Here is a 24,460-nt window from a genome sequence, read left to right as displayed (position 1 = left end):
AGTGCTGCGCGACGAACATGGCGTTGCATGGGCTGCAACGCCCGCGGCTACCAGCCCGCGGGCAGGGCGTCGCGCAGGAAGGCGAGCAGGGCGGTGACCTTGCGGGGCTGGTGGCCATGGGGATGGAGCAGGGTGACCGGCCGCGGAGGCGCCGCCCACTCCGGCAGGCAGCGCCGCAGCTGGCCGGGATGGGCGGCCTCGCGCCGGGCAGCGAACCAGTCGGGCATCACGCCGAAGCCATGCCCTCGGGCGATGGCATCCGCCTGCAGCACCGGCTGGTCGACCCGCAGGCGCGAGGGCGGTGGCTGGACGACATGGGGCCCATGGCGCGGGTGGCGAAGAGACAGCCCCTGGGCGGTCTCGCCCAGCAGGTCGATCCAGGCGTGGCCCGCCAGTTCCTCGGGGTGGTGTGGGGTGCCGCGCCGTGCCAGGTAGTCCGGATGGGCGTAGAGGCCGCACTCCAGCAGGGCCAGGGTCTGCTGGCGCAGGCCGGTCTCCGGCACCTCGCCCAGCCAGACGCGGATCGCCTGGCTTCCCGGCGAGACGCTCAGGCGGCGTGGCGTCTCCAGGCTGACGGTGATCCCGGGGTGGCGGCGCATGAAGGCGTCGATGACGCCGGCGATCCAGAGGCGCGCCAGGGCGTCATGGACCTCCAGCACCAGCTCGCCGCTGATCTCCTCGCGCAGCGCGTCCAGGGCATGGCGTCCCTGGTCCGCCAGCGCGAGGATTCGCCGGCCGTAGTCGTGGAAGAGCAGGCCCGCCTCGGTCGGGATCAGGCGGTTGGACTGGCGGCGCAGCAGCGGCTGACCCAGCTGCTGCTCCAGCTGGCTGATGCGCCGGCTCAGGGTCGACTTGGAGATCCCCAGCTGGCGGGCGCTATGGGTCAGGTGGCCGGAGTGCATCACCGCGCAGAAGGCGGCCAGTTCATCGAGGTCATGCATGGGCGGGAAGGGCGGTTCATGGCGAGGCGGTCTGCCATTATCGCATGAAACATGGCTAATATGAAAATGGTTATCGTTAGTGATGAGTGGCGCTACCCGTGTGCCGTCCAGCAAGAAGCCCGGCCAGATGGCCGGGCTTCGCGGGCAAAGGGGCGAGTGAGCCGTCACTCGGCGGAGCGGTCGGCGGCCTCCTGGGTCCGTTCGCCGACGTTCTCCAGGGCCTCGCCGATGCGGTCCAGGGCCCGTGATGCCCCTTCCTGGGTGGATTCCCAGGCGCTGGCGGCGCCCTCCTTGGTGTCCTCCCAGGCCTGCTGGGCCCCTTCCCGGGCGTTCTGCCACCAGTCGTTGGTGTACTGCGGCTGCTGGCTGATCTGCTCCTCGCTCATGTCGACATTCACCCGGTACTCGATCTCCTCCAGGCTGTTGCCGTTCTGGGTCTCGACGGTGAACTTACCGGTCTCGATGACGAAATGCTGTTCGCCCTTGAAGTCGAAGAGGTTGCCGGTGTCGATGACCAGGGCGCGGACCTGCATGTCGTTGTCGAGCAGGATGTCCTCGACCTCGCCGATCTGTTCGCTGCCGGAAGTGGCATACACACTGGCATCGACCAGTTCGTCGGCCGAGTAGAGGCCCTGGGGCTGGGCCAGGGCACTGCCGGTGACGGCCAGGCCGCCGGCGAGCAGCGCCCCGAGGGTGGCCTGCCTGATGGTGTGATTCAGCGGTTTGCGTTGGGCCATGCGTTCACTCCTTGTGGTCCGTGAGGGTCCATGTGATCGATGGCGCCTGTCGACGCCTCACCCGGTTAGTGTGGCCAGTGGCCGCCGAGTTCAATGGTGCCTCCCGAGTCCGCCCGGTCAGCGGCGCCGGAGGCCCCACATGAAGTAGGCGCCGCCCAGCAGCGAGGCCACCAGGCCGGCGGGGATCTCGGCGGGGAACAGCAGCTGGCGGCCCAGCCAGTCCGCCAGCACCATCAGCAGGGCGCCGATCAGCGCGGCCCCCAGCAGGTGGGCGCGGCCCCGGGAGAAACCCGCCAGCCGGGCCATATGGGGAGCCAGCAGGCCGACGAAGGAGAGCGGGCCCACCACCAGGGTGGCGCAGGCGGTCAGCAGCGCGACCAGCAGCAGCAACGCCAGCCGGGCCCGCTCGACCCTGACTCCCAGGGCCGCGGCCGTGGCCGCCCCCAGCGGCAGGATATCCAGCCAGCGGGCGAAGGGGCGTGCCGCCAAGGCCAGCACCACGGCGAGGCCCGCCACCACTGTCGCGCCGACGGGGTCGACGTAGTAGGTGGAGCCCGAGAGCCAGGCGATCACCTGCTGGCCGCGTGGGTCGCCGCCGGCCAGCACGATGGCGCGCACGGCGTCGAACAGCGCGGTGATCGCCACGCCGCTGAGCAGCAGCCGTTCGGGCACGAAGCCGCTGCGCCGGTTGAGCACGACCAGCACCGCCAGGCTGGCCAGCGCCCCCAGGGTGCCGGCGGCGACCAGGATCAGGTTGCCGGGGGCGGGCAGCAGGAAGAGCGCCGCGATCAGGGCGATGGCGCTGCCGCCGCTGATGCCCAGCACCTCGGGGCTGGCCATGGGGTTGGCGGTGAGGCGCTGGATCAGGGTGCCGGCGATGGCCAGCATCACCCCGCTGCCCGCGGCGGCCAGCAGCCGTGGCCAGCGCCACGCCAGCACCGCCTCCTCAACAGTGGCGAACCAGCCGCCGGCCGCCTGGCCCAGCAGCAGCGCGAGCAGGAGGGCGGCAAGAAGGCCCAGGGCCAGCCCCGCGGCCAGGCGCCCGGGGGCGGGGTGGCGCGGGGCCAGGGCCGTGGCGTTGGCGGGCGGGCGGCCGGCCTCCAGGCGCAGCCGGGGGATCAGCCACAGCAGCAGCGGTGCCCCCAGGGCGGCCGTGGTGGCCCCGGTGGGAAGCAGGGTGGGCAGGGTGCCGGCGAAGCGCTGCAGCAGCAGGTCGGTGGTGGCCAGCAGCAGGGCGCCGAGCAGCGTCGACCAGACGAGCCGCGCCCCCAGGCGGCGCGCCCCGGCCAGGCGCACGATATTGGGCGCGGCCAGGCCGATGAAGCCGACCACCCCGACCACGCTGACCACGCAGCCGGTGAGGAAGACCGCCAGCCCCAGCCCTGCCAGGCGCAGGTGCCTCAGCGAGACGCCGAGGCTCCTGGCGCTGGCGTCGTCGAGTTCGAGCACCGTCAACGGTCGCAGCAGCAGCCAGGCTGCCAGGGCGCCCAGCAGCAGCCGCGGGGCCAAAAAGGCGGCGTCATGCCAGCCGTGCTGGGAAAGCGACCCCGCGCCCCAGATCAGCAGCCCCTTGAGGGTCTCCTGGTGGAAGAGCAGCAGCACCATGCCCAGCGCCCCGGCGTAGAGGTTGACCACCAGGCCGGCGAGGACCACCACCGCGGGGGAGAGGCCGCGGCGCCAGGTCAGGGCGACGACCAGCGCCATGGCACCGGCGCCGCCGGCCAGGGCCACCCATTCACGCCCGGCCAGCAGTAGGCCGGGGGCGAGCAGGGTGGCGGCCATCAGCGCCAGGTTGGCGCCACTGGCCACCCCCAGGGTGGTGGGGGCGGCCAGGGGGTTGCGCAGCACCTGCTGCATCAGCACCCCGGCGAGAGCCAGGCCGCCGCCGGCCAGAAGCGCCATGGCGAGGCGCGGCCACCAGCTGTAGTGGCGCACCAGCGCCTCGGCGCTTGCCGGCGTCACGGTCATCAGCGCGCGCAGGCCATCGAACAGCCCCTCCTCGGCGAGCGACCCCAGCACCAGGGCCAGCAGCGCCAGGCCCGGCAGCAGGCAGACCAGGGCAGGGGCGTGGCGGCGAGCGGCCTCAGTCGTCATGGGGTGCCTCCTCCAGGGCGGCGACCAGGTGCTCGGCGAAGCGTTGCGCCGAGGGCAGGGCGCCGAAGCTCCATACCGGGGGCAGGGTGATCAGGCTGTCATCGCGCACGCTGGGCTGCTGCTGCCAGAGGCCGCTGTCGGCCAGCGCGGCCTCGACGCCCACCGGGTAGGGTTCGACCACCACCAGGCGGGCCTCCAGCCCCACCAGCTGCTCCAGGCCCACCAGCGAGAAGCCCCAGGCGTTGGTCTCGCCGCGCCAGGCGTTCTCCAGCCCCAGGCGGGCCATCACGGCCTGGTAGAGGCCGCCCTCGCCGAACACCCGGACATGGCGCTCGTCCATGAACTGCACCACCAGCAGCGGCGCCACCCGCGCGGGTAGCCGCTGCCGCAGGGCCGCGAGGCGCGTCTCCGTCTCGGCGATCAGCCGCTCGGCGGCCGCCTCCCTCGACGCCAGGCGACCGACCTTGCGGGTCAGCTCAAGCAGTTGGGGCCAGGTCTCGCGGCCCGGGGAGTAGAACGGCAGGGTCGTGACCGGGGCGATGCGCGACAGCCGCGGCGCCAGGTTGGCGAACATCGGCGAGATCAGGATGCGCTCGGGTGCCAGGCTCGCCAGCAGCTCCAGGTTGGGCTGGCTGCGCAGGCCGAGATCGACGGTGGCCTCGGGCAGGCGCGGGGCGCCGACCCAGGCCTGGTAGGCATCGACCTGAGCGACGCCGGCCGGCGTGACGCCCAGCGCCACCAGGGTCTCGGCCTGGGTCCAGTCGAGGGTGGCGACGGCCGGCTGGGCCTGGGCGCGAGGCATCGGCGCCAGTGCCAGGACCAGCAGCAGCGCAGGGACGAGGCCGCGGAGCAGCCGGGCGGGCACGTCAGGCATGGACCAGGGCGACGGGATGGTGGCCGGTGGGATGCGCCATCACCCGCATGGGGATGCCGTAGATCGCCTCCAGGGTCGCCTCGTCCATCAGCTCGGCCGGGGTGCCCCGGGTTAGCACGCGCCCGCGGTGCAGGGCGACCAGGTGGTCGCAGTAGCGCGCCGCCATGTTGACGTCGTGGAGCACGATGACCACGCCGAGCCCCAGGGTCTGGCTGAGCGTGCGGATCAGCGCCAGCACCTCCACCTGGTGGGCAATGTCCAGCGCGGCCAGCGGCTCGTCGAGCAGCAGGAAGTCGCTGCCCTGGGCCAGCAGCATGGCCAGCCAGACCCGCTGGCGTTCGCCGCCAGAGAGGGTGTCGACCAGGCGGTCGGCGAAGGCCTCGGTGTGGGTCGCGGCGATGGCTCGGTCGATGGCCGCCTCGTCCTCGCGGGTATGCCGGCCCAGCAGGCCGCGCCAGGGGTAGCGGCCCATGCCCACCAGCTCGCGACCAAGCAGGTTCTCGGTGGCGGGCAGCTGCTGGGGCAGGTAGGCCACCCGACGGGCGAACTCGCGATGGCCCCAGCGGGCCAGGGGGCGCCCGGCGAAGTGCAGCTCGCCGTGGCTTGGCGGCTGCTGGCGGGCCAGCAGCTTGAGCAGGGTCGACTTGCCCGAGCCATTGTGGCCGATCAGGCCATGCACCCGGCCGCCCTCCAGGGTCAGGTCGGTGGCGGCGAGCAGCGGCCGGTCGGCGATGGCGAAACCGGCTCCGCGCAGTTCGAACATGCAGGACGCTCCTTGGGCGGGCCCCGGGCGGGGCGGGCGATGGGCGCTACCATACCTTCGGTGATAATGGTTATCAATAAGATCTGTTTCGGGCCGGCCGCCTTCCCGGTATGCTGTGGCGTTTCACCCTCCAGGACCCCCGATCCACATGCCTGACGCCACCACCTCCAGCTTCCTGGCCCTGGCGCGCCTGCTGCGCTATGCCCGCGGCTATCGCCGCCGGATCATCGCCGCCAGCGCCTGCTCGGTCATCAACAAGCTGTTCGACATCGCCCCGGAGATCCTCATCGGCGTGGCCATCGACGTGGTGGTCAACCAGGAGCAGAGCTTCGTGGCCGGGCTCGGCTTCGAGTCCGCCCGTGAGCAGATCCTGGTCCTCGGCGCGCTGACCTTCTTCATCTGGGCCGGCGAGTCGCTGTTCGAGTACCTCTTCCAGGTGCTGTGGCGCAACCTCGCCCAGCGGCTGCAGGCCGACCTGCGCCAGGACGCCTACGAGCATGCCCAGCGGCTCGACATGGGCTTCTTCGAGTCGCGCAGTTCCGGCCAGCTGGTGGCCACCATGAACGACGACGTCAACCAGCTCGAGCGCTTCCTGGACGGCGGCGCCAATGCCATGATCCAGGTCGGCGTCACCGTGGTGGCGGTGGGGGCGGTGTTCTTCGTGCTCTCGCCGTTGATCGCGCTGCTCGCCTTCACGCCGATCCCGCTGATCGTGTGGGGCGCCTTCTACTTCCAGCGCAAGGCCGGGCCACTCTACGCCGAGGTGCGCGAGCGGGTCGGCGACCTCTCGAGCCGGCTCTCCAACAACCTGGCCGGTATCGCCACCATCAAGAGCTTCACCGCCGAGGCCCGCGAGGCCGAGCGGCTGCGCCAGGCCAGCGAGGCCTACGTGGAGGCCAATAGGCGGGCCATCCGCATCAGCTCGGCCTTCATCCCGGTGATCCGCATGGCGATCCTGGCTGGCTTCCTGGCGACCTTCACCGTGGGCGGGATGATGGCCCTGCGGGGCGATCTCAACGTCGGTGCCTATGGCGTGCTGGTGTTCCTCACCCAGCGGCTGCTGTGGCCGCTGACCGGCCTGGCCCAGGTGATCGACCTCTTCGAGCGCGCCATGGCCAGCACGCGGCGCATCCTCGACCTGCTGGCCACGCCGATCCATGTGCGCGACGATGGCGGGCGGGCGCTGGCCGAGCCGGTGCGCGGCGAGGTGGCCTTCGCCGACGTGAACTTCCGCTATCCGGGCAGCGGCGAGGGGGTCAGCGAGGTCAGCCTGGACGTGCCGGCGGGCCATACCCTGGCGCTGGTCGGCGCCACCGGCTCGGGCAAGTCGACCCTGATCAAGCTGCTGCTGCGCTTCCACGACCCCCAGGCGGGGGAGATCCGCATCGACGGCCAGCCGATCCGCGAACTCGAGCTGGCCTCGCTGCGACGGGCCATCGGCCTGGTCAGCCAGGACGTCTACCTGTTCGAGGGCCCGGTGCGCGACAACATCGCCTACGGCAAGCCGGATGCCCCGGAGGCCGACATCATCGCCGCGGCACAGACCGCTGAGGCCTGGGAGTTCATCCAGGCGCTGCCCCAGGGGCTCGATACCCCGGTGGGGGAGCGCGGCGTGCGCCTCTCCGGCGGCCAGCGCCAGCGCCTCTCGCTGGCCCGGGCGCTGCTCAAGGACCCGCCGATCCTGGTGCTCGACGAGGCCACCAGCGCCGTGGACAACGAGACCGAGGCGGCCATCCAGCGCTCGCTGAAGCGCATCGCCCACCAGCGCACCGTGATCATGATCGCCCACCGGCTCTCGACCATCGTCCATGCCGACCAGATCGCCGTGGTCCACGGCGGGCGGGTGGTGGAGCGCGGCACCCATGCGGAGCTGCTGGCGCGCAACGGGCGCTATGCGGCCCAGTGGCGGGTGCAGACCGGCGAGGTCGAGGCGGCGGACGCCTCCCTGGCGTGACGACATCGGGGCCGGCATGGCCCCTTGGCATGAGCGGGATGAACCATCGTTGTTAAGCGTGATGCGAATCATTATCATAAATATTCGAATCCATGACACGAGGCTCGTCCCCCATGCCGTTCCCATCCCGCCGCCGCGGCGCCATCCACCCGCTGACCCGTGCCATCCGTGGCTGCCTGGGCCTGACCGCCGCCGGCAGCCTGCTGCTCTCCCCGGTTGCCCTGGCCCAGCAGGGAACGACCGCCCCGGAGGCGGCCACCGACCTGGAGACCCTGACCGTCGAGGCCGAGGCCCTGTCGGTGATCACCGAGGGCACGGAGCGTTACCGGGTGCCGCTCACCAGCACCGCGACGAGGCTCGACCTGACGCCCCGCGAGACCCCCCAGTCTGTCTCGACCGTGACCCGCGCCCAGATCGACGACTTCAACCTCGACAGCACCAATGATGTCCTGGAGAGCACCCCCGGGGTCACGGTGGAGCGCCTCGAGACGGACCGCACCTACTACACGGCACGGGGCTTCGAGATCTCCAACTTCCAGGTCGACGGGGTGCGCGTGCCGATGCCCTACAACAACGTGCATGGCGACATGGACACCGCGATCTACGACCGGGTGGAGGTGGTGCGCGGCGCCACCGGGCTGATGTCCGGCTCGGGCAATCCCGCGGCGACGGTCAACTTCGTGCGCAAGCGGCCCACCTATGTGCCCCAGGCCTCGGTCTCGGCGAGCGTCGGCTCCTGGGACCAGCGGCGCCTGGAGGCCGATGTCGCCGGGCCACTGGACGACGCGGGGCGCGTCCGCGGGCGCCTGGTGGCGGCGGGGATGGAGAGCGACTCCTACCTGGACCGGCTGAGCCGCGAGCGGGGGCTGCTCTACGGCGTGCTGGAGGCCGATGTCACCGACAGCACCCTGGTGACCCTCGGCCACACCTGGCAGCAGAACAATACCGACGGCAACATGTGGGGCTCGCTGCCGCTCTATGACTCTGCCGGCAACCCCACCGACTACGACGTCGAGACCTCCTCGGCACCCGACTGGTCCTACTGGGACGTGGAGACCCACCGCAGCTTCCTCGAGGTGCAGCAGGCACTCGGCGAGCGCTGGGCGCTGAAGGGCACGCTCACCCACCTCGACATGCTCTCCGACACCCAGCTGTTCTACATCTACGGCACGCCCGATGCCGCCACCGGGCGCATTTCGGACGACCAGCTGACCCTCAGCCGCTACGACCGCCACCTGGAGCAGTGGGTGGCCGACCTGCATGCCAAGGGCGACGTCGATGCTTTCGGGCGCAGCCACCAGCTGGTGGTGGGCACGGACTGGAGCCAGAGCCGCAACCAGCAGCGCTCTCTCGATCCGACGACGAGCTTCGATGCCGGCGGCCAGGGGCTGCCGCCGCTGGACGACTGGAACGGCCGCTACCCCGAACCCGATGCCTGGGTGGCATCCGATGGGAATGGCGGCGATGCCACGGTCAAGGAGCGCAGCGTCTATGGGGCGGCCAAGCTGGACCTCGCCGAGCGCTGGACCGCGGTCGCCGGTGCCCGGCTGAGCTGGGCCGATACCACCGGCGAGCAGTACGGGGTCTCCCAGGCGAGCGACCACGACCGGGTGCTGACGCCCTACGCCGGCCTGATCTACGACATCACCGACCGGGCGTCCCTCTACGCCAGCTACACCGAGATCTTCCAGCCCCAGACCGCGATCGACCGCAACGGCGACTACCTCGACCCCGTCGACGGGGTGAGCCAGGAGGTCGGCCTCAAGGCCGAACTGTTCGACGGCGGCGCCGATGCCTCGCTGGCGCTGTTCCGCACCGAGCAGGACAACGTGGCCCAGCCCGCAGGCACCCGGCCGGACGGCACCGCCTTCTTCACGGGCGGCGACGGCATCACCAGCGAGGGCGTGGAGGCCACACTCGCCGGCGAGCTCACCCCGGGCTGGCAGGCCAGCGTCGGCTATACCTACCTGGAGGTCGAGGACGCCGAGGGTGAGGCCACCAATACCTATATCCCGCGCCATCTGGTGCGCGCCACCACCAGCTACCGGCCGGCCGCCCTGGATGCTCTCAAGGTGGGGGCGCGGCTGCGCTGGCAGGACGATATCGAGCGCGACCGTGACCTCGCCGAGGGCAAGACCCGCCAGGAGGCCTATGCCCTGGTCGACCTGATGGCGAGCTACGACTTCAGCGACAGCCTGACCGGTTCGCTGAACCTCAACAACGTCACCGACGAGACGTACCTGACCAGCCTCAAGTGGGACCAGGCCTTCCACGGCGCGCCGCGCCATGTCATGGCCAACCTGACCTGGCGCTACTGAGCCACGGCACGGCGAGCCCATGTCACAAAGGGCCCATCCCGGCGACGGGGTGGGCCCTTCTGCATTATGGGGCGATCATGTCGTCTCGATGGCACGAGCCCTGTGACGGCAGGCGAGCGGGCAGTTGCCGCAGACGCCCAACTCGTCGATCAGGTAGCGGATGCAGCACAAGCGACGCACCCGCCGCGGGCTTCCGTCATTGCGCTCGACGTAGCTCACCGGACGATAGAGCGGGTTGCGTCGGCCGTCGGGCAGGGTACGGCTCTCCATCAGCGCCCGGGCGGGCTCGCTCACGTCCGGGGCGGCCATGGGGTGGTCGGCCAGGGCGCCGGCGAAGTATTCGAAGTAGTTGCCGGCGTTGCTCCAGAACACCTTGGTCGAGGCCCCGCTGGCCGCGGCCAGGGCCTCGACCAGTGGCGTCAGGTGGCCGTCGAGCAGAGTGGCGAAACGGGGGTAGGGATCGAGCTCGGCCAGGGGGCAGCCGGCATGCCGCAGGGCCAGGCCGGTGGTCTGCCCCTCGGGGGACTGCTCGAGGTGCAGCGCGTCCAGCCCCAGCGGCAGGTCGCGCTCGAGCAGCAGGTTGGCGGCCAGGCCATGGGCCGCCAGGCTGCTGAAGTGCCACTTGGACCACAGCGAGGCCACTGCCCGGCGGTCGCCCTGATCGTACTGGTCGCCGAAGCGCGTGAGCAGCGCGTCGAGGTAGGACGGGTCGAGCAGCTCTCGGGCGGGCAGAGTGTCGGTGCCGGGCGTCGCCGACACCCGGGGTGGCGCCAGGCCTTCGAGGGGCCCGATATAGAGCGATGACAGCGCTTGATTCATGGGGCCTCCACCGGGGGGACTGTGATGCGATGATAGATTGAATGGGAATCGTTATCAAAAATTGCGGTGCTGGGTCGGAGACTCGGTCAGCCGCTCTCGGCAACCGGCGATGGCCTGGGTGATATAGCGACCGGCCATGCGTTCCGAGACCCCCAGCCGGCGGCCGATCTCGGCCTGGGTGATGCCCTCGATGCGGTGCCAGATGAGTGCCTGCCGCTGACGGTGTGGCAGGGACTCCAGAGCGGCATGGAGGGCTCTTCGGCACAGTGCCCGATCGGTCTCGCGCTCGGGGCAGGCGCGGGGGCACGCTAGGCAGAGCTCGGGCGCGTCGAGGGGCTGGCAGGTGGGGCGCGAACGGCACCGGCGGTGATGGTCGATGATCAGGTTGCGGGCGATACGAAACAGGTAGGCCCGGGGTTCCACGAGCCGTCCTGGCTCGGGGTGCTGGCCGAGGCGCAGGAAGACCTCCTGGCAGAGGTCCTCGGCGAGGTGGGGGCACGGCAGCTGGCGCCGCAGGTAGCCAGCGAGGTCCGTGGCGTGACGCTGGAAGAGGGCATCGAGGTCGAGTTGGGCTGTCATGCGAACTCCGTCCTGGGAACCGGAGTTGCGCATTATATAACAATGAGAATCATTATCAAAAGAGATGGCCAGGCGCCGCCCGAACGCCACCTGGCCAGCCCTCCCTGTCAGGCCAGGGCGCCCTCGCTCGCCCCGGTCTCCACTGGCGCCGGCCGGTGAACGGCAATGGGATTGACCAAGGTGCCGGCGAACTGGAGGTTCTTCGCCGGGTCGGCCAGGTCGATCATCTGCTGGTGGTCGTTGAGCTGCAGCCGGTTCAGGCAGGAACGGGTGAACTCCGGGGCGAAGAGGTCGTGCCGGGCGAACTCGTCGGCGAACTCGGGATGGTCCTGCTGGTAGTCGATGACGCAGCGGGCCACCCGTTCCCAGAAGTCCCGCTCGGTGATGTCGCCCTGTTCGACCAGGAGCGGGGCCATGAAGCGCAGGAAGCAGTCGAAGACGTCGGTGAAGATCGACAGCACCTTGAGCGGCTCGGGTACCTCGACGGCGATGCGCGAGATCGCCTCGGGCAGCGCCACCTCGGTGTTCATGATGCCGATCTCCTCGGCGATGTCCTTCATGATAGCGCGCACCGGCACGCCGTCCTGGAGCTGCAGGATCAGGTTCTCGCCGTGGGGCATGAACACCAGGTCGTAGGCGTAGAAGCAGTGCAGCAGCGGGCGGAAGTAGACCCGCAGGTAGCGGTCCAGCCATTCGCGTGTGGCGAGCCCCGAGGATGCGATGAGCCGCGGCAGCAGGGCGCGCTCGTCGGCGTCCACGTGGAGCAGCGCGGTCATGGTCATCAGCCGCTGGCCGTCCTGCTGGTAACGCACAGGGCTCTCCCGCCACAGGCAGGCCAGCATCTTCTTGTAGGCGCTGTAGCGGTCGAATGCCGGTTCGATGGCGTCGCGGCGAAAGCCGATGGCCGCCTCCTCGCGCAGCACCGTGAAGCCCTGGGCGGCGAGCTCCGGGTCGCCGTCGACCAGGGCCTTGATCCAGTCGTTGATGGCCGGGGTGGCGCGCATGTAGTTGGGCGAGAGGCCGCGCATGAAGCCCATGTTGAGGATCGACAGGGCCGTCTTTACGTAGCGCCGGCTCGGCTGGCTGGTATTGAACCAGGTGCGGATCGACTGCTGGGCGCGGTATTGATCAAAGCCATAGCCCAGGCAGACGATGCGGTTTCGGGCCACCTCGGCGGCGAAGGTGATGGCCAGCTTGTGGAACCATTGCCAGGGATGGGCGGGCATCAGCAGGTAGTCCGCGGGGTCGAGGCCGCGGGCCTCGAGCCGGCGGTGGAAGTCGGCCAGCGTCGCCTCGCCCAGCTCGTCGCGCAGCAGGGCCGCGTAGTCCAGGCCCTCGATGGCGCTGAAGTGGGCGTCCTCGCGGTGTACGGCCAGCCACACCAGGGTGATGGGGGCGGCGGCCTCCGGGGCATAGGCGTGATAGTCCACGGCGTCGAAGCCCATGCGGCCGTTGTTGGCCACGAACACCGGGTGGCCCTCGGTCATGGCGGCCTCCAGGGTCTGGAAGTCGGCGTCGACCAGGCCATCGGCGTCGGGGCGGGTGCCGGCGAGCTTGTAGGCGCCGCCGAACAGGGTGCTGGCGACCTCCTCCAGGTAGACCGGCAGCATCTCGTCGCCGATGCCCAGGGGCCGGCGGAACTCGAGGATGAAGTGTTGGGCGTCGAGCTCCGCCGGGGCGCCCTCGATGCGCTTCTCCAGGGAGTCGAGGTCGATCACCCAGTGATCCAGGGCCAGGCGACGGGCACGGAAGCAGTATTCGGCCGCCTCGTCCGGGGCGGCCAGGCGGTAGTCGCCGTGGACGTCGGCGTCGACGGCGGTTGTGTCGACATTCAGGGCCTCGGGCGCCAGCAGCTTCTCATGGCTGAACTCGGCGATCGCCTTGCGGATCAGCCAGCGGTTGGCCCGGGCCCAGAGCGCGGGGGTCAGGTGGGCGGCGGCGCGGGCCGGGTCGGCGGCCAGGGCCGGGTCCAGGCGCGGGTTCTCGGCGCTCACCGCCGAGGCGAAGGCCGCCCGGTCGCAGAAGGCCAGGTGGGCGGTCTTCTCGGGGAGCTCGACCTCGCGGTCGTAGACGAAGCCGACCCGGCGGTTGAGCGGATGGATCTTGCGGTTGTCGACGTCCGGCTCCACGACCACCCGCCGCGTGCCGGCATCCTCGAACATGAAGGCCAGGATGGTGGTGATCACCTGGGCGCTGAAGCCGGGCAGCGGCGTCTCGGTCGGGGCCACCAGGAAGTGCATGCCGCGATCGCCCTCGGCCACCTCGTAGTGCTCGCCGATGGTGTCGTGGCGCGGGTCGTAGCACTCCACCAGGAAGGCCGGCTCACCGTCGAACAGCCCCAGGTAGCCCTGGGCGTGCTCGCTCTCCTGGAGGTCGCGGTAGAAGGCCTGGACGCGCTCCGGCGAGTGGCCCTGCATGCCCCAGAAGTGCGCCCGGGGTGCGCTGACCCAGGCATGGATCCGCGCCAGGTCCTCGGGCAGGTGCAGCGGGCGCAGGCTGAAGGTGCCCAGGCCCTGGGCGTGGCGGGAATAGGTAATGCGGGTGGTCGGAGTCGGCTGGAAGAGGTTCATGGTCAGGTCCTTGCAGAAAGGGGTTCGGTAGGCCGCGCCGGGGTCGCCTCGGCGCGGGCCAGCAGCAGGCGATGGGCCAGGGCGCAGAGGACGAAGCCCAGCGCGGCGACGAGGAAGGGGCTGGCCAGGCCCTGGGCGTCGACCAGGCGGCCGGCGCCCCAGGAGGCGACGAGCATGCCTAGTCCCTGGAAGACGTGGATCTTGCTGAAGTCGCTGGCGTAGCGTGCCGGCGTGCTCAACTGGAAGATGCGCACTTCCAGGCGCACGGTGACACGGAACAGCGTCCAGCCGAACAGCAGCCGGCCGGCCAGGATGGCGGCGATCTCGCCGCTGGCCTGCAGCAGCAGGCCGGTGAGGCCGATGGCCAGTGGCGCCGCGATGGCCTGGCCGCTCGGGCGGCGGCCCAGCAGGTCGAGGGCCAGCAGGGCCACGGCCACCCCGCCGGGAATGGCGAAGACCGCGCCGGCCAGCACCTCGCCGGGCAGGCCCGAGGCCAGCTCCCAGTAGCGGGCGAAGAAGGGCCGGGCCAGGTAGGCGCTGAAGGTGAACAGGAGCATCACCACGCCCAGGCGGAGGATGGCGCCGCTGGTGCCCGGGGCCGGCGGGGTGGCGTGGGCCGCGTGGGGCGCCCGGCCGCGCTTCAGCAGCAGCAGGCAGACCGCTACCTGGAGGGCATCGCTGCCCGCCATCACCCGGAACACCTGGGCCGCCTGCCAGTGCTCCAGCACCAGGCCGCCGATCACGGCGCCGAGGATGCCGCCGGCATGCACCACCACCGAGAGCAGCCCGATCAGGCTGGCGTGACGATCCTGGGGCTCGAAGTGCATCAGGTAGGGGTAGACCAGCAGGTAGCTGGCCTTGGCCACCAGCATGGCCATCGACAGGCCCCAGAACCACGGCAGCGAGGTGACCACCGCGCAGGACAGGCTCAGGCACCCCGCCGCCACCTGGGTGCCGATCAGCAGCCGCAGGGTGCCGACCCGGCGCGCCAGGCGCGCCCAGGCGGGCAGCGCAAGCATCACCACCAGGCAGCTCATCGCCAGGTAGCCGCCGACGTGGGACGGATCGCTCACGCCGAAGCGCTCGGCGAAGAACTGCGGGTAGAAGGGCAGCAGCATGGCGTCGCTGACCACCGCCACGGCGGTCACGGCCACCAGCCAGGGGGTCGGGCTCATGCGGGCTTCGCGTCCAGGGGGTCGAAGACGGCCTCGCTGGGGGCACCGAAGCGCTGGTAGGCGATGCGCTCCTCGATGGGGTAGACCTCCCGGCCGGTCAGGGCGCGGATGATGCAGGCGTTGCGGTAGGGGCCCATGCCCAGGTCCGGCGCCACCAGGCTGTGGGTGTGCAGCTCGGCGTTCTGCACGAAGATCTCGCCGCGCCCGCCGTCGATGTCGTAGAAGCGGCCCACCGCGTAGCGCCCGGCCTCGTCGAAGGCGATGCGTGAGCTGATCGGGGCGAGGAAGTCCGGCATGTGGTAGCGGTAGCCGGTGGCCATGATCAGCGCCGGGGTGCGGTGGCGGAAGTGGCGCTCTTGTTCCTTGTGCCACAGGGTCAGCTCGTATTCGCCCTGCGCGGCGTCATGGCGGCAGGTCTCGAGGCTGGTGTTGGTGAGCAGCTCGGAGCGTACCTCGCCGCCCAGCTCCTTGGCGTAGCGCAGGTCGTAGATGGCGTCGATCAGCTCCAGGTTGATGCCCTTGTAGAGGCTCTTCTGCTGATGCATCAGGGTGTTGCGCGTGGCCTCGGGCAGGGCGTGGAAGTAGTCGATGTAGTCCGGCGAGGTCATCTCCAGGGTCAGCTTGCCGTACTCCAGTGGGAAGAAGCGCGGCGAGCGGGTGATCCAGTCGAGCCGGTAGCCGAAGCGGTCGATGTCGGCGAGCAGGTCGTGGTAGATCTCGGCCGCACTCTGGCCGCTGCCGACCAGGGTGATGGCCTCCTGGCGCTGCAGCTCGGCCTTGTGCGCCAGGTACTCGCTGGAGTGCAGCGGTCGCGGGTCCAGGTCCCGGCAGCCCTCCGGGAGGAAAGGCGTGGTGCCGGTGCCGAGCACCAGGTGCCGGGCCAGGTGGACCCGGGTCTCGCCGCTTCCGGTGTCGCGGCAGCTCACCCGGTAGACGCCCTCGGCCTCGTCGAAGTCGATGCGGGTCACCTCGGTGCCGAAGCGGAGGGTGTCGAGCTGCTCGACGGCCCACTGGCAGTAGCGGTTGTACTCGTTGCGCAGCAGGAAGAAGTTCTCGCGGATGTAGAAGTTGTAGAGCCGGCCCTGCTGCTTCAGGTAGTTGAGCACGCTGAAGCGGCTGGTGGGGTCGGCCATGGTGACCAGGTCCGACATGAAGGGCGTCTGCAGGGTGGCGTCCTCCAGCAGCATGCCGGGGTGCCAGTCGAAGCCGTCGCGGCGCTCGAGGAAGAGGCCGTCGAGCTCCTCGACGGGGTCGGTCAGGCAGGCCAGGCCCAGGTTGAAGGGGCCGAGGCCGATGGCGATAAAGTCGTGCACTGTCTGTTGCATAGTGGGATCTCGCTAGTGTCAGGAAGCGGCGGCGCGGGCCGGGGCCTGGGCATCGCACCAGTCGCGGCCGTGGTGGACGATGCGCTCGACGATGGCGGTGAGATCCTCGAGTCGGGTGTCCGGGTTGAGCAGGGTGAACTTGAGGTAGCGCTTCCCGTCGACCCTGGTGGCGGCGATCACCGCCTCGCCGCTGCGTGACAGCGCCGTGCGCACGTAGGCGTTGAGGTCGTCGAGTTCGGCGTCGTCCAGGCCCGCCGGGCGGAAGCGGAACACCAGCGTGCTCATGGGCGGGTCGAGCAGCACCTCGAACGCCGGATGGCGGGCCAGCTCGGCGTGGGCCTCGCCGGCCAGGTCGATGACCCGCTCGAACATCTCGCCCAGGGAGTCGGCGCCCATGATGCGCAGGGTCAGCCACAGCTTGAGGGCATCGAAGCGCTTGGTGGTCTGCAGGCTCTTGTTGACCTGGTCGGGGGTGCCGGCCTCGGCCTGGCACAGCGGGTTGAGGTAGTCGGCGTGGTAAGTGACGTGGCGCAGGTCACGGCGCCGCCGGACCAGGAAGGCGCTGCAGCTCACCGGCTGGAAGAAGGTCTTGTGGTAGTCGACGGTGACCGAGTCGGCGTGCTCGATGCCGGCCAGGCGGTGGCGATAGCGCCGCGAGCACAGCAGGCCCCCGCCGTAGGCGGCGTCCACGTGCAGCCAGATGCCGTGCTCCCGGCACAGCGCGGCAATTTCCTCGAGGGGGTCGATGCTGCCGAAGTCGGTGGTGCCGGCGGTGGCGACCACGGCGATAGGGATCAGGTCCATCGCCAGGCACTCCTCCAGGCGCGCCTTGAGGGCCGCGGGCGCCATGCGATAGTGAGCGTCGCAGGCCACCGGCATTACCGCCTGGTAGCCCAGGCCCAGGATCGCCGCCGACTTCTGCAGGCTGAAGTGGCTGACCTCGGAGCCGAGGATGCGCAGCCGGCGAAAGTCCGCGGGCAGGCCTTCGTGCTTGTTGCCGCCGTGATCCGCGAGGGAGGCGCCGTGGTGGTCTCGGGCGATCATCAGCGCCATCAGGTTCGACTGGGTGCCGCCGCTGGTGAAGACGCCGTCGGCGTCCTCGCCCAGGCCGATGCGGTCCGCGGTCCATTCGATCAGCGACTGCTCGATGAAGGTGCCGCCAGCGCTCTGGTCGAAGGTGTCCAGCGAGGAGTTGATCGGCGAGAGGATCGCCTCGGCGAGGATACCGGGCAGCACGATGGGGCAGTTGAGGTGCGCCACGTAGCGGGGATGGTGGAAATAGACGGCGTCGTCCAGGTAGACCCGCTCCAGTTCCTCCAGGGCGGGGCGCAGCTCGCCGAGGGGAGCGTCCAGGTCGATGGCCTCGAAGAGCCTCTTGAGCTCCTCGGGGCGTGCCCCGGTGAAGGGGCGGTCCACGTCGGCCACCTTGCGCCGGACCAGGTCGACGCAGCGCGTCGCCTGCTGCCAGTAAGCCTCGGCGTGGCGGGCACTGAACAGCTGGTCGGTCGCCAGGGGGATCGGTGGGGCCCCCAGGGTGGTGCCTCTTTCCTTGAGCCGTGTTGTCATGGTGTCACCTTGTTCGTTCGTCGCTGCCGTTGCCGAGGTGGCCGCGGCATCTCGGGGAGGCCGTGCGCTGCGGTGTAAGCCCTGCAGGACACGCGGCGGGGATCGATGAAAATACGAACCATTATCATTTTATGGATGTGGCTCGAGGGATAACGAAGGCGGACGGCGGTTCTGAACTCAGAAGATGAGTTTTTTCCGCGAGCGGGTGGGGGAGGGGGAAATCGCTAGCGCAGTGCTCGCGGAGCGACGGGACACTGTATTAGCCTGAGCGGGCAATCCACGACGGAGGTTTCCCATGGTTCATGCCAGGATCCTGCAGCAGGGAACCATCCACTGCTTTCCCGCCGGCCTCAAGGATGCCAAGGGGCGGCTGGTCAACGCCGAGGTCTCGGCGGTGGCCTACGATGGCGAGCGACTGCTGATGGCCAGCGACAAGCCGATCCCCGGTGAGTCGCGCTCGGCGGTGTTTGCCGTGCCCCTCGGGGGTGAGGGGCCCGACGACAGCCGGCTGACCTACTTCACCCAGCCGCTGGTCAAGCAGGCCGAGAAGTACGAGGACTTCGCGCTGACCGCCGATGGCCGCCACGTGCTGGCGACCACCGGCTTCGATCGCATCGACGACGAGAGCCACGCCCTCAACGACTACAACCACCTGCTGATCTGGCCGCTGGGCGAGCCGGACCGGGTTCAGGTGGTGGACCCCGACCCGCGCGATGGCGTGGCGGGCTCGCTGGAACTGCGCGACAAGCTGAACGCCGCCATCGGCTTTCCCTACTACAAGATCGAGGGGCTCGCCGCGATCCCCGGCGAGCGCGGCGACGGCCTGCTGCTGTTCGGCGTGCGCGAGCAGGGCCAGGCCCATGACGACTTCGCCTACGTGAGCCGGGTGGTGGGGGCCCACTACGAGATCAGCGAGAGCGGCAACCTGGTGTTCCTCGATGCGCTGCGCGAGCACTATGCCTTCGACCCGGGCGAGCATCCCGAGGTCCGCTACGACTGCGGCCTCTCGAGCCTGGAGTACGACCCCTACCACGCGCGGCTCTACCTGCTGAACAGCTTCGAGGTGGAGGAGGCCGGCGAGGAGCGCATCGGCGGCTACCTGTGGGAGATCGGCCTGGCGGATTTCCGGGCCGGCCGGCGCCCGACCCTGGTGACCACCCCGGCGGGCCTGCCGCTGGAGTTCGAGCACAAGGCCGAGGGCCTGGCGGTGCTGGACCATGATCGCCTGTTCGTCGCCTACGACAACGACCGCCACCTGGGCCTGGGCAGCGTCGACGAGCGCGACGAGCGCCACGCCTGCGAGGCGCCCTACACGGTGCTCGGGATCACCGCGAACTGACCTTTCGCTGCCTCAGCGCCGCAGCAGCACGGCGTCGAGAAGGACCGGCACCTCGTCGCCGATCTGCTCGTAGCCGAGCAACAGCAGCACCGAGCGCAGTGCCGGGTTGGCCATCAGCTCGCGGCCATCCAGCGCCACGCGCTCGGCGTTGGTGACCCGCACCCGGCCTGGCGCCTCGCGGGTGAAGCGAACCGCCAGCGGCTCGCTGTGGGTGGTGCCGCCGGATTGCACCGAGAGCTCGAGCACCTCCACCAGCGACTCGCCCACGGCCAGGGCCTCCAGGCGCTGGGGCGGGAAACGCGTGGTCACGGTGGCCAGGGGCTGTTCGGTGAGGCCGGAGAGCCAGGGGGGCAGCGACCCCATGCGCTCGACCACGTCGCTCTGGGCCAGCCGCAGGGGCAGGCGCAGGGTGCCGTCCGCCTCGGCGGTGCCGGCGAGGCGACGCACCTCGTGCTGGTGGGCAATGGGGCCAGCCGGGGCGATCTGCACCACAGTGGCGGCTACCCGCGAGCGTTCGGGGTCCAGCTCCCAGGCGGCGCTCGCCGGCGGGGCCAGCAGCAGCGCCAGCAGGGCAGTACCCAGCGCAGGGAAACGGCAAGGGGGGAGGTGACGCACCGGTCGATCTCCAGAAGGGCAGGCCACTTGCAGACCACGGCCGGGGGAGGAAGTGCCGCGACGGGAGATTCGGCCAGCCAGGGACGGGCGGCTATGGCCACCTTCATCGCCATTCGCTATCATACTGCGGCGCCGCTCGGCGCCATCCGCTGCACGGGCCTATAGCTCAGTTGGTTAGAGCAGGGGACTCATAATCCCTTGGTCGCTGGTTCGAGTCCAGCTGGGCCCACCAATGAAATCAAGTGGTTATGTGACAAAGGCTAGGTTTGCACTAATGTGTGGTTGCTGATCCGCGGCAGCTTCGCCACCACGCTTTCCCACCTTGCCGGGTCGGCATGAGCATAGCGGCTGGTCACCGTCAGTGACGAATGACCGAGCAGGTCCCTGATGCTCGTCAATGCATCCCCCTTGCTCGCCAGCAGCGAAGCATAGCAGTGACGCAAATCGTGAAAACGAATGTCAGGGCGACCAATCTTCTCCCTCGCTTTCTCGAACGCGCCACGCACTCTGTCGCCTGTCGTGTCAAACGGCAAAGCTTTTACTAGCGGTAGGGCCTCCTCCGTCAAAGGAATGACCCTTGGCTTCCCACTCTTCGTCTGATTGGGCCTGAGCACGATGCGGCCGTTGTAGACGTTCCCTGTTTCCAGTGCCATCAGCTCCCCACGCCTCATGCCCGTCAGCATCGCCAGCAAGATCACCTTGCGTTCGATCCTGTAGCGCTCTGGGACTGCTTCCAGCAGATCGGCAAGCTCCAGCTCTGTCAGGTAGACATGACGCTCGTTCTTGGGTGAGGGCTTGCGCAGCTTGCCGTCCAGCGGCAGGTCGAGCCAGTCCCATTCGCGGTACGACAGCGAGAGGACTCGTTTGACGACCTGAATACGATTGTTGATGGTCGACTGCGCCAGTCCCTTCTCCTTTAGAGCCTTCTGCATCCTGCGTGCAGCGTCCAGCAACTCTTGGCCGATGATCACCTCGGGAGCATGCTCATCCGTCCACCTGGCCACCAGCAGGATGTGCTGCTTCTGGGAGCGAACATCGTATTCGCTGACCATGCGTTGCAGCCCCTCGGAGAAGGTGAAGTTGGACCCGGTTTGGTGGACAACCATTGGCCTCGCGGCTTCGCCGCCAGGCCGACTCCAATCCCGCACGGCTGACGCCATGCTGCTGCCGTGCCGACTTCACTGCTCGCGCCGCCCCTAGAACATGCCGCGCCCAACCCCCGGCCAGAAGGTCGTCTCGCGGCCACCTCGCTGCAGAGCGGAAACGGCCGCACTTCGCGCCGCCATGGGGCGTCTCCTGTCTTGGTGCTTGCCCAGCGCAATGCTGACCCTGTGTACGATCCGTTCCGGCCTTTACCGCTTGTGCCTTACGGCGGTAGTCACCTCGACACACGCCTGGCCCAGTCCGGACGGTAGCTCGCCATGTCATCCGGCGTGCGCTGTCCAGCAACTGACGGCGTGAGACCCCCGCTGCATACCGTGCCAGCTGTGGCCCTCTTTCCTGGCCAAAAGCCTCTATCCGTGGCGTGGATTCCTCCAAACTGAAACACGTTTTACGATACGTTCGGTTTTTCTCACGCGAACGACAGTAAATCATGATTTTTCTTGACTAGCGGGAGAGCCACTCTGCTGGCGTTGTTAGCAAAAACTTCAACAAGGACAACGCCATGAATTCAGCCTCATTCGGGCATGCGGCCTCCGCAGCGCCGGTTCGCGAGACGGCCCTCAACCGCCACTACTGGATGCCGTTCAGCGCCAACCGGGACTTTCACGCCCATCCGCGGGTGATCACCGGCGCTGAGGGACGCTACTTCATCGACGAACATGGTCGTCGGCTGTTCGACTCGCTCTCTGGGCTGTGGACCTGCGGTGCCGGCCACAACCGCGAGGAGATCCAGCAGGCCGTGGCTCGCCAGCTGGGCAGCCTGGACTTCGCGCCGGGCTTCCAGGTGGCACATCCGCTGGCTTTCCAACTGGCCGAGAGGATTTCACGTCTCACGCCCGCCGGCCTGGACCATGTGTTCTTCACCGACTCCGGCTCCGAGTCGGCGGATACCGCGGTGAAGATGGCCAAAGCCTACTGGCGGGCCAAGGGACGACCGGAGAAGACCCGCCTGATCGGTCGTGCCAAGGGCTATCACGGCGTCAACGTGGGCGGCACCAGCCTCGGCGGCATCGGCGGCAATCGTAAGCACTACGGCCAGCTGATGGACGTCACCCATCTGCCGCACACCTTGCAGCCGCATCTCGCCTTCACCCGGGGTCAGGCCGAGAGTGGAGCCGAGCTTGCCGATGCGTTGCTCGACCAGATCGCGCTGCACGACGCCTCAAATATCGCGGCGGTCATCGTCGAGCCAATGTCCGGCTCCGCCGGGGTGATCGTGCCGCCCAAGGGTTACCTGGAGCGCCTGCGCCAGATCTGCAGTGCTCACGACATCCTGCTGATCTTCGACGAGGTGATCACCGCCTTCGGGCGCAGCGGGGCGCGCACGGGTGCCGAGGCCTTCGGGGTGGTGCCCGACATGATGACCGTGGCCAAGCAGCTCACCAACGGCGCGGTGCCCATGGGCGCGGTGATTGCCTCCGGCGAGATCTACGACACCTTCATGCACGCCGATGGCCCGCTGCACGCCATCGAGTTTCCCCATGGCTACACCTACAGCGCTCACCCGGTGGCCTGTGCCGCGGGCCTGGCGGCGCTTGACCTGTTCGAGCGCGAGGACTTCCCGGCTCAGGTTCGCGCCATTGCTCCCGCCTTCGAGGCCAAGCTGCATGCTCTCAAGGGGCGCCCCCACGTGGTGGATATACGCAACCACGGCCTGGCCGGGGCAATCCAGCTCGCCCCGCGGGATGGCGACCCCACGGTACGCCCGCGCGATGCCCACCTGGCGCTGTGGGAGGCGGGATTCTACGTGCGTTACGGCGGCGACACCCTGCAGTTTGGCCCTCCCTTCGGCACGACCGAGACCGAACTGGAGCGGCTCTTCGATGCGGTGGCCGAGGTGCTCGACCACCTCGCCTGACCCCTGACAACCGAATCCAACCTGGAGACATGACATGGAACAACTCTCACACCTGATCAATGGCGAGGCGGTGGGCAGCGAGCGCACCCTGCCGGTGACCAACCCCTCGACCGGCGCCGTCGCTCGTCAGGTCGCCGACGCCGATGCCGCCACCACCCGACAGGCAGTGGCTGCGGCGCAGGCCGCATTCCCTGCCTGGCGCGACACCCCGCCCGCCAAGCGCGCCCAGGTGATGTATCGCTTCAAGCAGCTGCTGGAAACCAATGCCGAGCGCATCGTGCAACTGGTCAGCGAAGAGCACGGCAAGACCGTGGAAGACGCCATGGGCGAGCTCAAGCGTGGCATCGAGAACGTGGAGTATGCGTGCGGCGTGCCCGAACTGCTCAAGGGCGAGTATTCCCACAACACCGGGCCGGGCATCGATGCCTGGTCCAACCACCAGCCGCTGGGCGTGGTGGCCGGCATCACGCCGTTCAACTTCCCCGCGATGGTGCCGCTGTGGATGTACCCGATGGCCATCGCCTGCGGCAACACCTTCGTGCTCAAGCCTTCCGAGAAGGATCCTGCGGCGGCCATGGCCGTGGCCGAGCTGCTGATGGAAGCCGGCCTGCCCAAGGGAGTGATGAACGTGGTGCATGGCGGGCGCGAAGCCGTCGAGACTCTGCTGGAGGCACCGGAGGTCAAGGCCATTTCCTTTGTGGGCTCGACGCCGGTGGCGGAAGCGATCTATGCCCGCGGCTGTGCCAACGGAAAACGCGTGCAGGCACTGGGCGGGGCCAAGAACCACGCCGTGGTGCTGCCGGATGCCGATCTCGACAATGCGGCCAACACCCTGATGGGGGCCGCCTATGGCAGTGCCGGTGAGCGTTGCATGGCCATCTCCGTGGCGGTGTGCGTTGGCGACAGCACCGCCAATCGCCTGGTCGAGTCGCTCAAGGGCAAGATCGACGAGCTGAAGATCGGCGCCGGCAATACGAAAGGGCTCGACATGGGGCCGCTGGTCACCGCCGAGCATCGCGACAAGGTGCTGGGCTATATCGAGGACGGTGTGGCCGCAGGGGCATCACTGGTGGCTGACGGTCGTGGCCTGAAAGTACCAGGCTTCGAGGACGGTTACTTCGTCGGTGGCTGCCTGTTCGATCACGTGACACCGCAGATGCGGATCTATCAGGAAGAGATCTTCGGGCCGGTGCTGTGCGTGGTTCGCGTCAACAGCCTCGACGACGCCATGCAGCTGATCAACGACCACGAATACGGCAATGGCACCTGCCTGTTCACGCGGGATGGCGAGGCCGCTCGCCGCTTCACCGATGGCATCGAGGTCGGCATGGTCGGCGTGAACGTGCCACTGCCGGTGCCCGTGGCCTACCACAGCTTCGGTGGCTGGAAGCGTTCGCTGTTCGGGGACCTGCATGCCTACGGGCCCGACGCAGTGCGCTTCTACACCCGCCGCAAGGCGGTGTCCCAGCGCTGGCCGTCGTCGTACGAGACAACCCAGGCCGAGTTCAACTTCCCTTCCTGAAGGGAAAGCCGGGCAGGGTGGTCGCACCCTGCCTTTCCGAGTCTTCGCCAACAACACGACAACCAAGGAGAAGCGCGATGTTTGGATTGCCCACTGCCACTACCTGGCTCGTGATCGGGGTGCCCATCTTCTGGGTGCTCTACACGCTTGGCTTTCTCTGGGTGACCCGGGACTGGCCGGGCCTCAAGCGTGACGAGTCCAACAGCCGCGGATAAGGCGCGTCGTTTCTGATCCGACAATGACAATA

At 69.0% G+C, this 24,460-nt stretch carries 19 protein-coding genes and 1 tRNA gene; 7 read left to right on the top strand and 13 right to left on the bottom strand.

The window, feature by feature from the left end; genetic code table 11:
- Positions 1 to 47: 47 nt before the first annotated feature.
- The 5 genes from DFP85_RS06245 to DFP85_RS06225 all read right to left on the bottom strand — a co-directional run bounded on the left by DFP85_RS06245 (position 48) and on the right by DFP85_RS06225 (position 5,409).
- On the bottom strand, positions 48 to 941 hold the full coding sequence (locus tag DFP85_RS06245; RefSeq protein WP_133635439.1) for a LysR family transcriptional regulator: 894 nt from the start codon (positions 939 to 941) through the stop codon (positions 48 to 50).
- Between the two features lie 164 nt (positions 942 to 1,105).
- Positions 1,106 to 1,678, bottom strand: a complete 573-nt coding sequence (locus DFP85_RS06240; RefSeq protein WP_133635438.1) for a PRC-barrel domain-containing protein — start codon at positions 1,676 to 1,678, stop codon at positions 1,106 to 1,108.
- A 117-nt stretch (positions 1,679 to 1,795) separates the two neighbouring features.
- A complete protein-coding gene (fhuB, locus tag DFP85_RS06235) occupies positions 1,796 to 3,772 on the bottom strand; it encodes a Fe(3+)-hydroxamate ABC transporter permease FhuB (protein ID WP_133635437.1) in 1,977 nt (658 codons plus the stop codon).
- A complete protein-coding gene (locus DFP85_RS06230) occupies positions 3,762 to 4,646 on the bottom strand; it encodes an ABC transporter substrate-binding protein (protein ID WP_133635436.1) in 885 nt (294 codons plus the stop codon). Before DFP85_RS06230 ends, fhuB begins: the two co-directional genes overlap by 11 nt.
- Complete coding sequence (locus DFP85_RS06225; RefSeq protein ID WP_133635435.1) at positions 4,639 to 5,409, bottom strand: ABC transporter ATP-binding protein; 771 nt, start codon at positions 5,407 to 5,409, stop codon at positions 4,639 to 4,641. Before DFP85_RS06225 ends, DFP85_RS06230 begins: the two co-directional genes overlap by 8 nt.
- Positions 5,410 to 5,557: 148 nt before the next feature.
- Here DFP85_RS06225 and DFP85_RS06220 point away from each other — a divergent pair, with 148 nt between their 5' ends.
- Both DFP85_RS06220 and DFP85_RS06215 read left to right on the top strand, forming a co-directional pair.
- Positions 5,558 to 7,363, top strand: coding sequence for an ABC transporter ATP-binding protein (locus DFP85_RS06220; protein WP_133635434.1), 1,806 nt, complete (start codon positions 5,558 to 5,560; stop codon positions 7,361 to 7,363).
- A gap of 113 nt (positions 7,364 to 7,476) precedes the next feature.
- Positions 7,477 to 9,681, top strand: coding sequence for a TonB-dependent siderophore receptor (locus DFP85_RS06215; protein WP_166644608.1), 2,205 nt, complete (start codon positions 7,477 to 7,479; stop codon positions 9,679 to 9,681).
- 75 nt (positions 9,682 to 9,756) lie between these two features.
- Here DFP85_RS06215 and fhuF read toward each other — a convergent pair whose 3' ends face one another.
- The 6 genes from fhuF to DFP85_RS06185 all read right to left on the bottom strand — a co-directional run bounded on the left by fhuF (position 9,757) and on the right by DFP85_RS06185 (position 17,715).
- The gene (gene fhuF, locus DFP85_RS06210) at positions 9,757 to 10,500 is read right to left on the bottom strand and encodes a siderophore-iron reductase FhuF (protein WP_133635432.1); all 744 of its coding nucleotides are present in this window, start codon (positions 10,498 to 10,500) and stop codon (positions 9,757 to 9,759) included.
- A 54-nt stretch (positions 10,501 to 10,554) separates the two neighbouring features.
- Positions 10,555 to 11,079 carry an RNA polymerase sigma factor gene (locus tag DFP85_RS06205; protein ID WP_133635431.1) on the bottom strand — a complete coding sequence of 175 codons (525 nt, stop codon included), beginning with the start codon at positions 11,077 to 11,079 and terminating at the stop codon, positions 10,555 to 10,557.
- A gap of 107 nt (positions 11,080 to 11,186) precedes the next feature.
- Entirely contained in the window at positions 11,187 to 13,649 is a 2,463-nt protein-coding gene (locus tag DFP85_RS06200; protein WP_133635430.1) for a GNAT family N-acetyltransferase, read from the bottom strand.
- 2 nt (positions 13,650 to 13,651) lie between these two features.
- Positions 13,652 to 14,824, bottom strand: coding sequence for an MFS transporter (locus tag DFP85_RS06195; RefSeq protein ID WP_133635429.1), 1,173 nt, complete (start codon positions 14,822 to 14,824; stop codon positions 13,652 to 13,654).
- Positions 14,821 to 16,149 (bottom strand): lysine N(6)-hydroxylase/L-ornithine N(5)-oxygenase family protein, encoded by a 1,329-nt coding sequence (locus tag DFP85_RS06190; protein WP_133635428.1) that lies wholly within the window; start codon positions 16,147 to 16,149, stop codon positions 14,821 to 14,823. The genes DFP85_RS06195 and DFP85_RS06190 overlap by 4 nt, the downstream gene beginning before the upstream one ends.
- A gap of 18 nt (positions 16,150 to 16,167) precedes the next feature.
- Positions 16,168 to 17,715 (bottom strand): pyridoxal phosphate-dependent decarboxylase family protein, encoded by a 1,548-nt coding sequence (locus DFP85_RS06185; RefSeq protein ID WP_133635427.1) that lies wholly within the window; start codon positions 17,713 to 17,715, stop codon positions 16,168 to 16,170.
- A 295-nt stretch (positions 17,716 to 18,010) separates the two neighbouring features.
- Here DFP85_RS06185 and DFP85_RS06180 point away from each other — a divergent pair, with 295 nt between their 5' ends.
- A complete protein-coding gene (locus DFP85_RS06180) occupies positions 18,011 to 19,054 on the top strand; it encodes a hypothetical protein (protein WP_133635426.1) in 1,044 nt (347 codons plus the stop codon).
- Between the two features lie 12 nt (positions 19,055 to 19,066).
- Here DFP85_RS06180 and DFP85_RS06175 read toward each other — a convergent pair whose 3' ends face one another.
- Entirely contained in the window at positions 19,067 to 19,669 is a 603-nt protein-coding gene (locus DFP85_RS06175; RefSeq protein WP_243737218.1) for a hypothetical protein, read from the bottom strand.
- A gap of 155 nt (positions 19,670 to 19,824) precedes the next feature.
- Between DFP85_RS06175 and DFP85_RS06170 the strand changes: the two genes are divergently transcribed.
- A tRNA-Ile gene (locus DFP85_RS06170) sits at positions 19,825 to 19,901 on the top strand.
- A gap of 28 nt (positions 19,902 to 19,929) precedes the next feature.
- Here the strand turns inward: DFP85_RS06170 and DFP85_RS06165 are convergent.
- Positions 19,930 to 20,721, bottom strand: coding sequence for a tyrosine-type recombinase/integrase (locus DFP85_RS06165; RefSeq protein ID WP_166644607.1), 792 nt, complete (start codon positions 20,719 to 20,721; stop codon positions 19,930 to 19,932).
- Positions 20,722 to 21,335: 614 nt separating this feature from the next.
- On the opposite strand from DFP85_RS06165, the gene aptA reads away from it, so the two are divergent.
- The 3 genes from aptA (at position 21,336) to DFP85_RS18885 (ending at position 24,428) form a co-directional block, all read left to right on the top strand.
- Positions 21,336 to 22,691 (top strand): omega-aminotransferase AptA, encoded by a 1,356-nt coding sequence (gene aptA / locus DFP85_RS06160; protein ID WP_133635424.1) that lies wholly within the window; start codon positions 21,336 to 21,338, stop codon positions 22,689 to 22,691.
- 34 nt (positions 22,692 to 22,725) lie between these two features.
- A complete protein-coding gene (locus DFP85_RS06155) occupies positions 22,726 to 24,213 on the top strand; it encodes a CoA-acylating methylmalonate-semialdehyde dehydrogenase (RefSeq protein ID WP_133635423.1) in 1,488 nt (495 codons plus the stop codon).
- A 77-nt stretch (positions 24,214 to 24,290) separates the two neighbouring features.
- A complete protein-coding gene (locus DFP85_RS18885) occupies positions 24,291 to 24,428 on the top strand; it encodes a hypothetical protein (protein ID WP_166644606.1) in 138 nt (45 codons plus the stop codon).
- Positions 24,429 to 24,460 lie beyond the last annotated feature (32 nt).

It is taken from the genome of Halomonas ventosae, assembly GCF_004363555.1.
In the GTDB taxonomy this organism is placed as follows: domain Bacteria; phylum Pseudomonadota; class Gammaproteobacteria; order Pseudomonadales; family Halomonadaceae; genus Halomonas; species Halomonas ventosae.
This window is presented reverse-complemented; position numbering and strand designations above follow the sequence as displayed.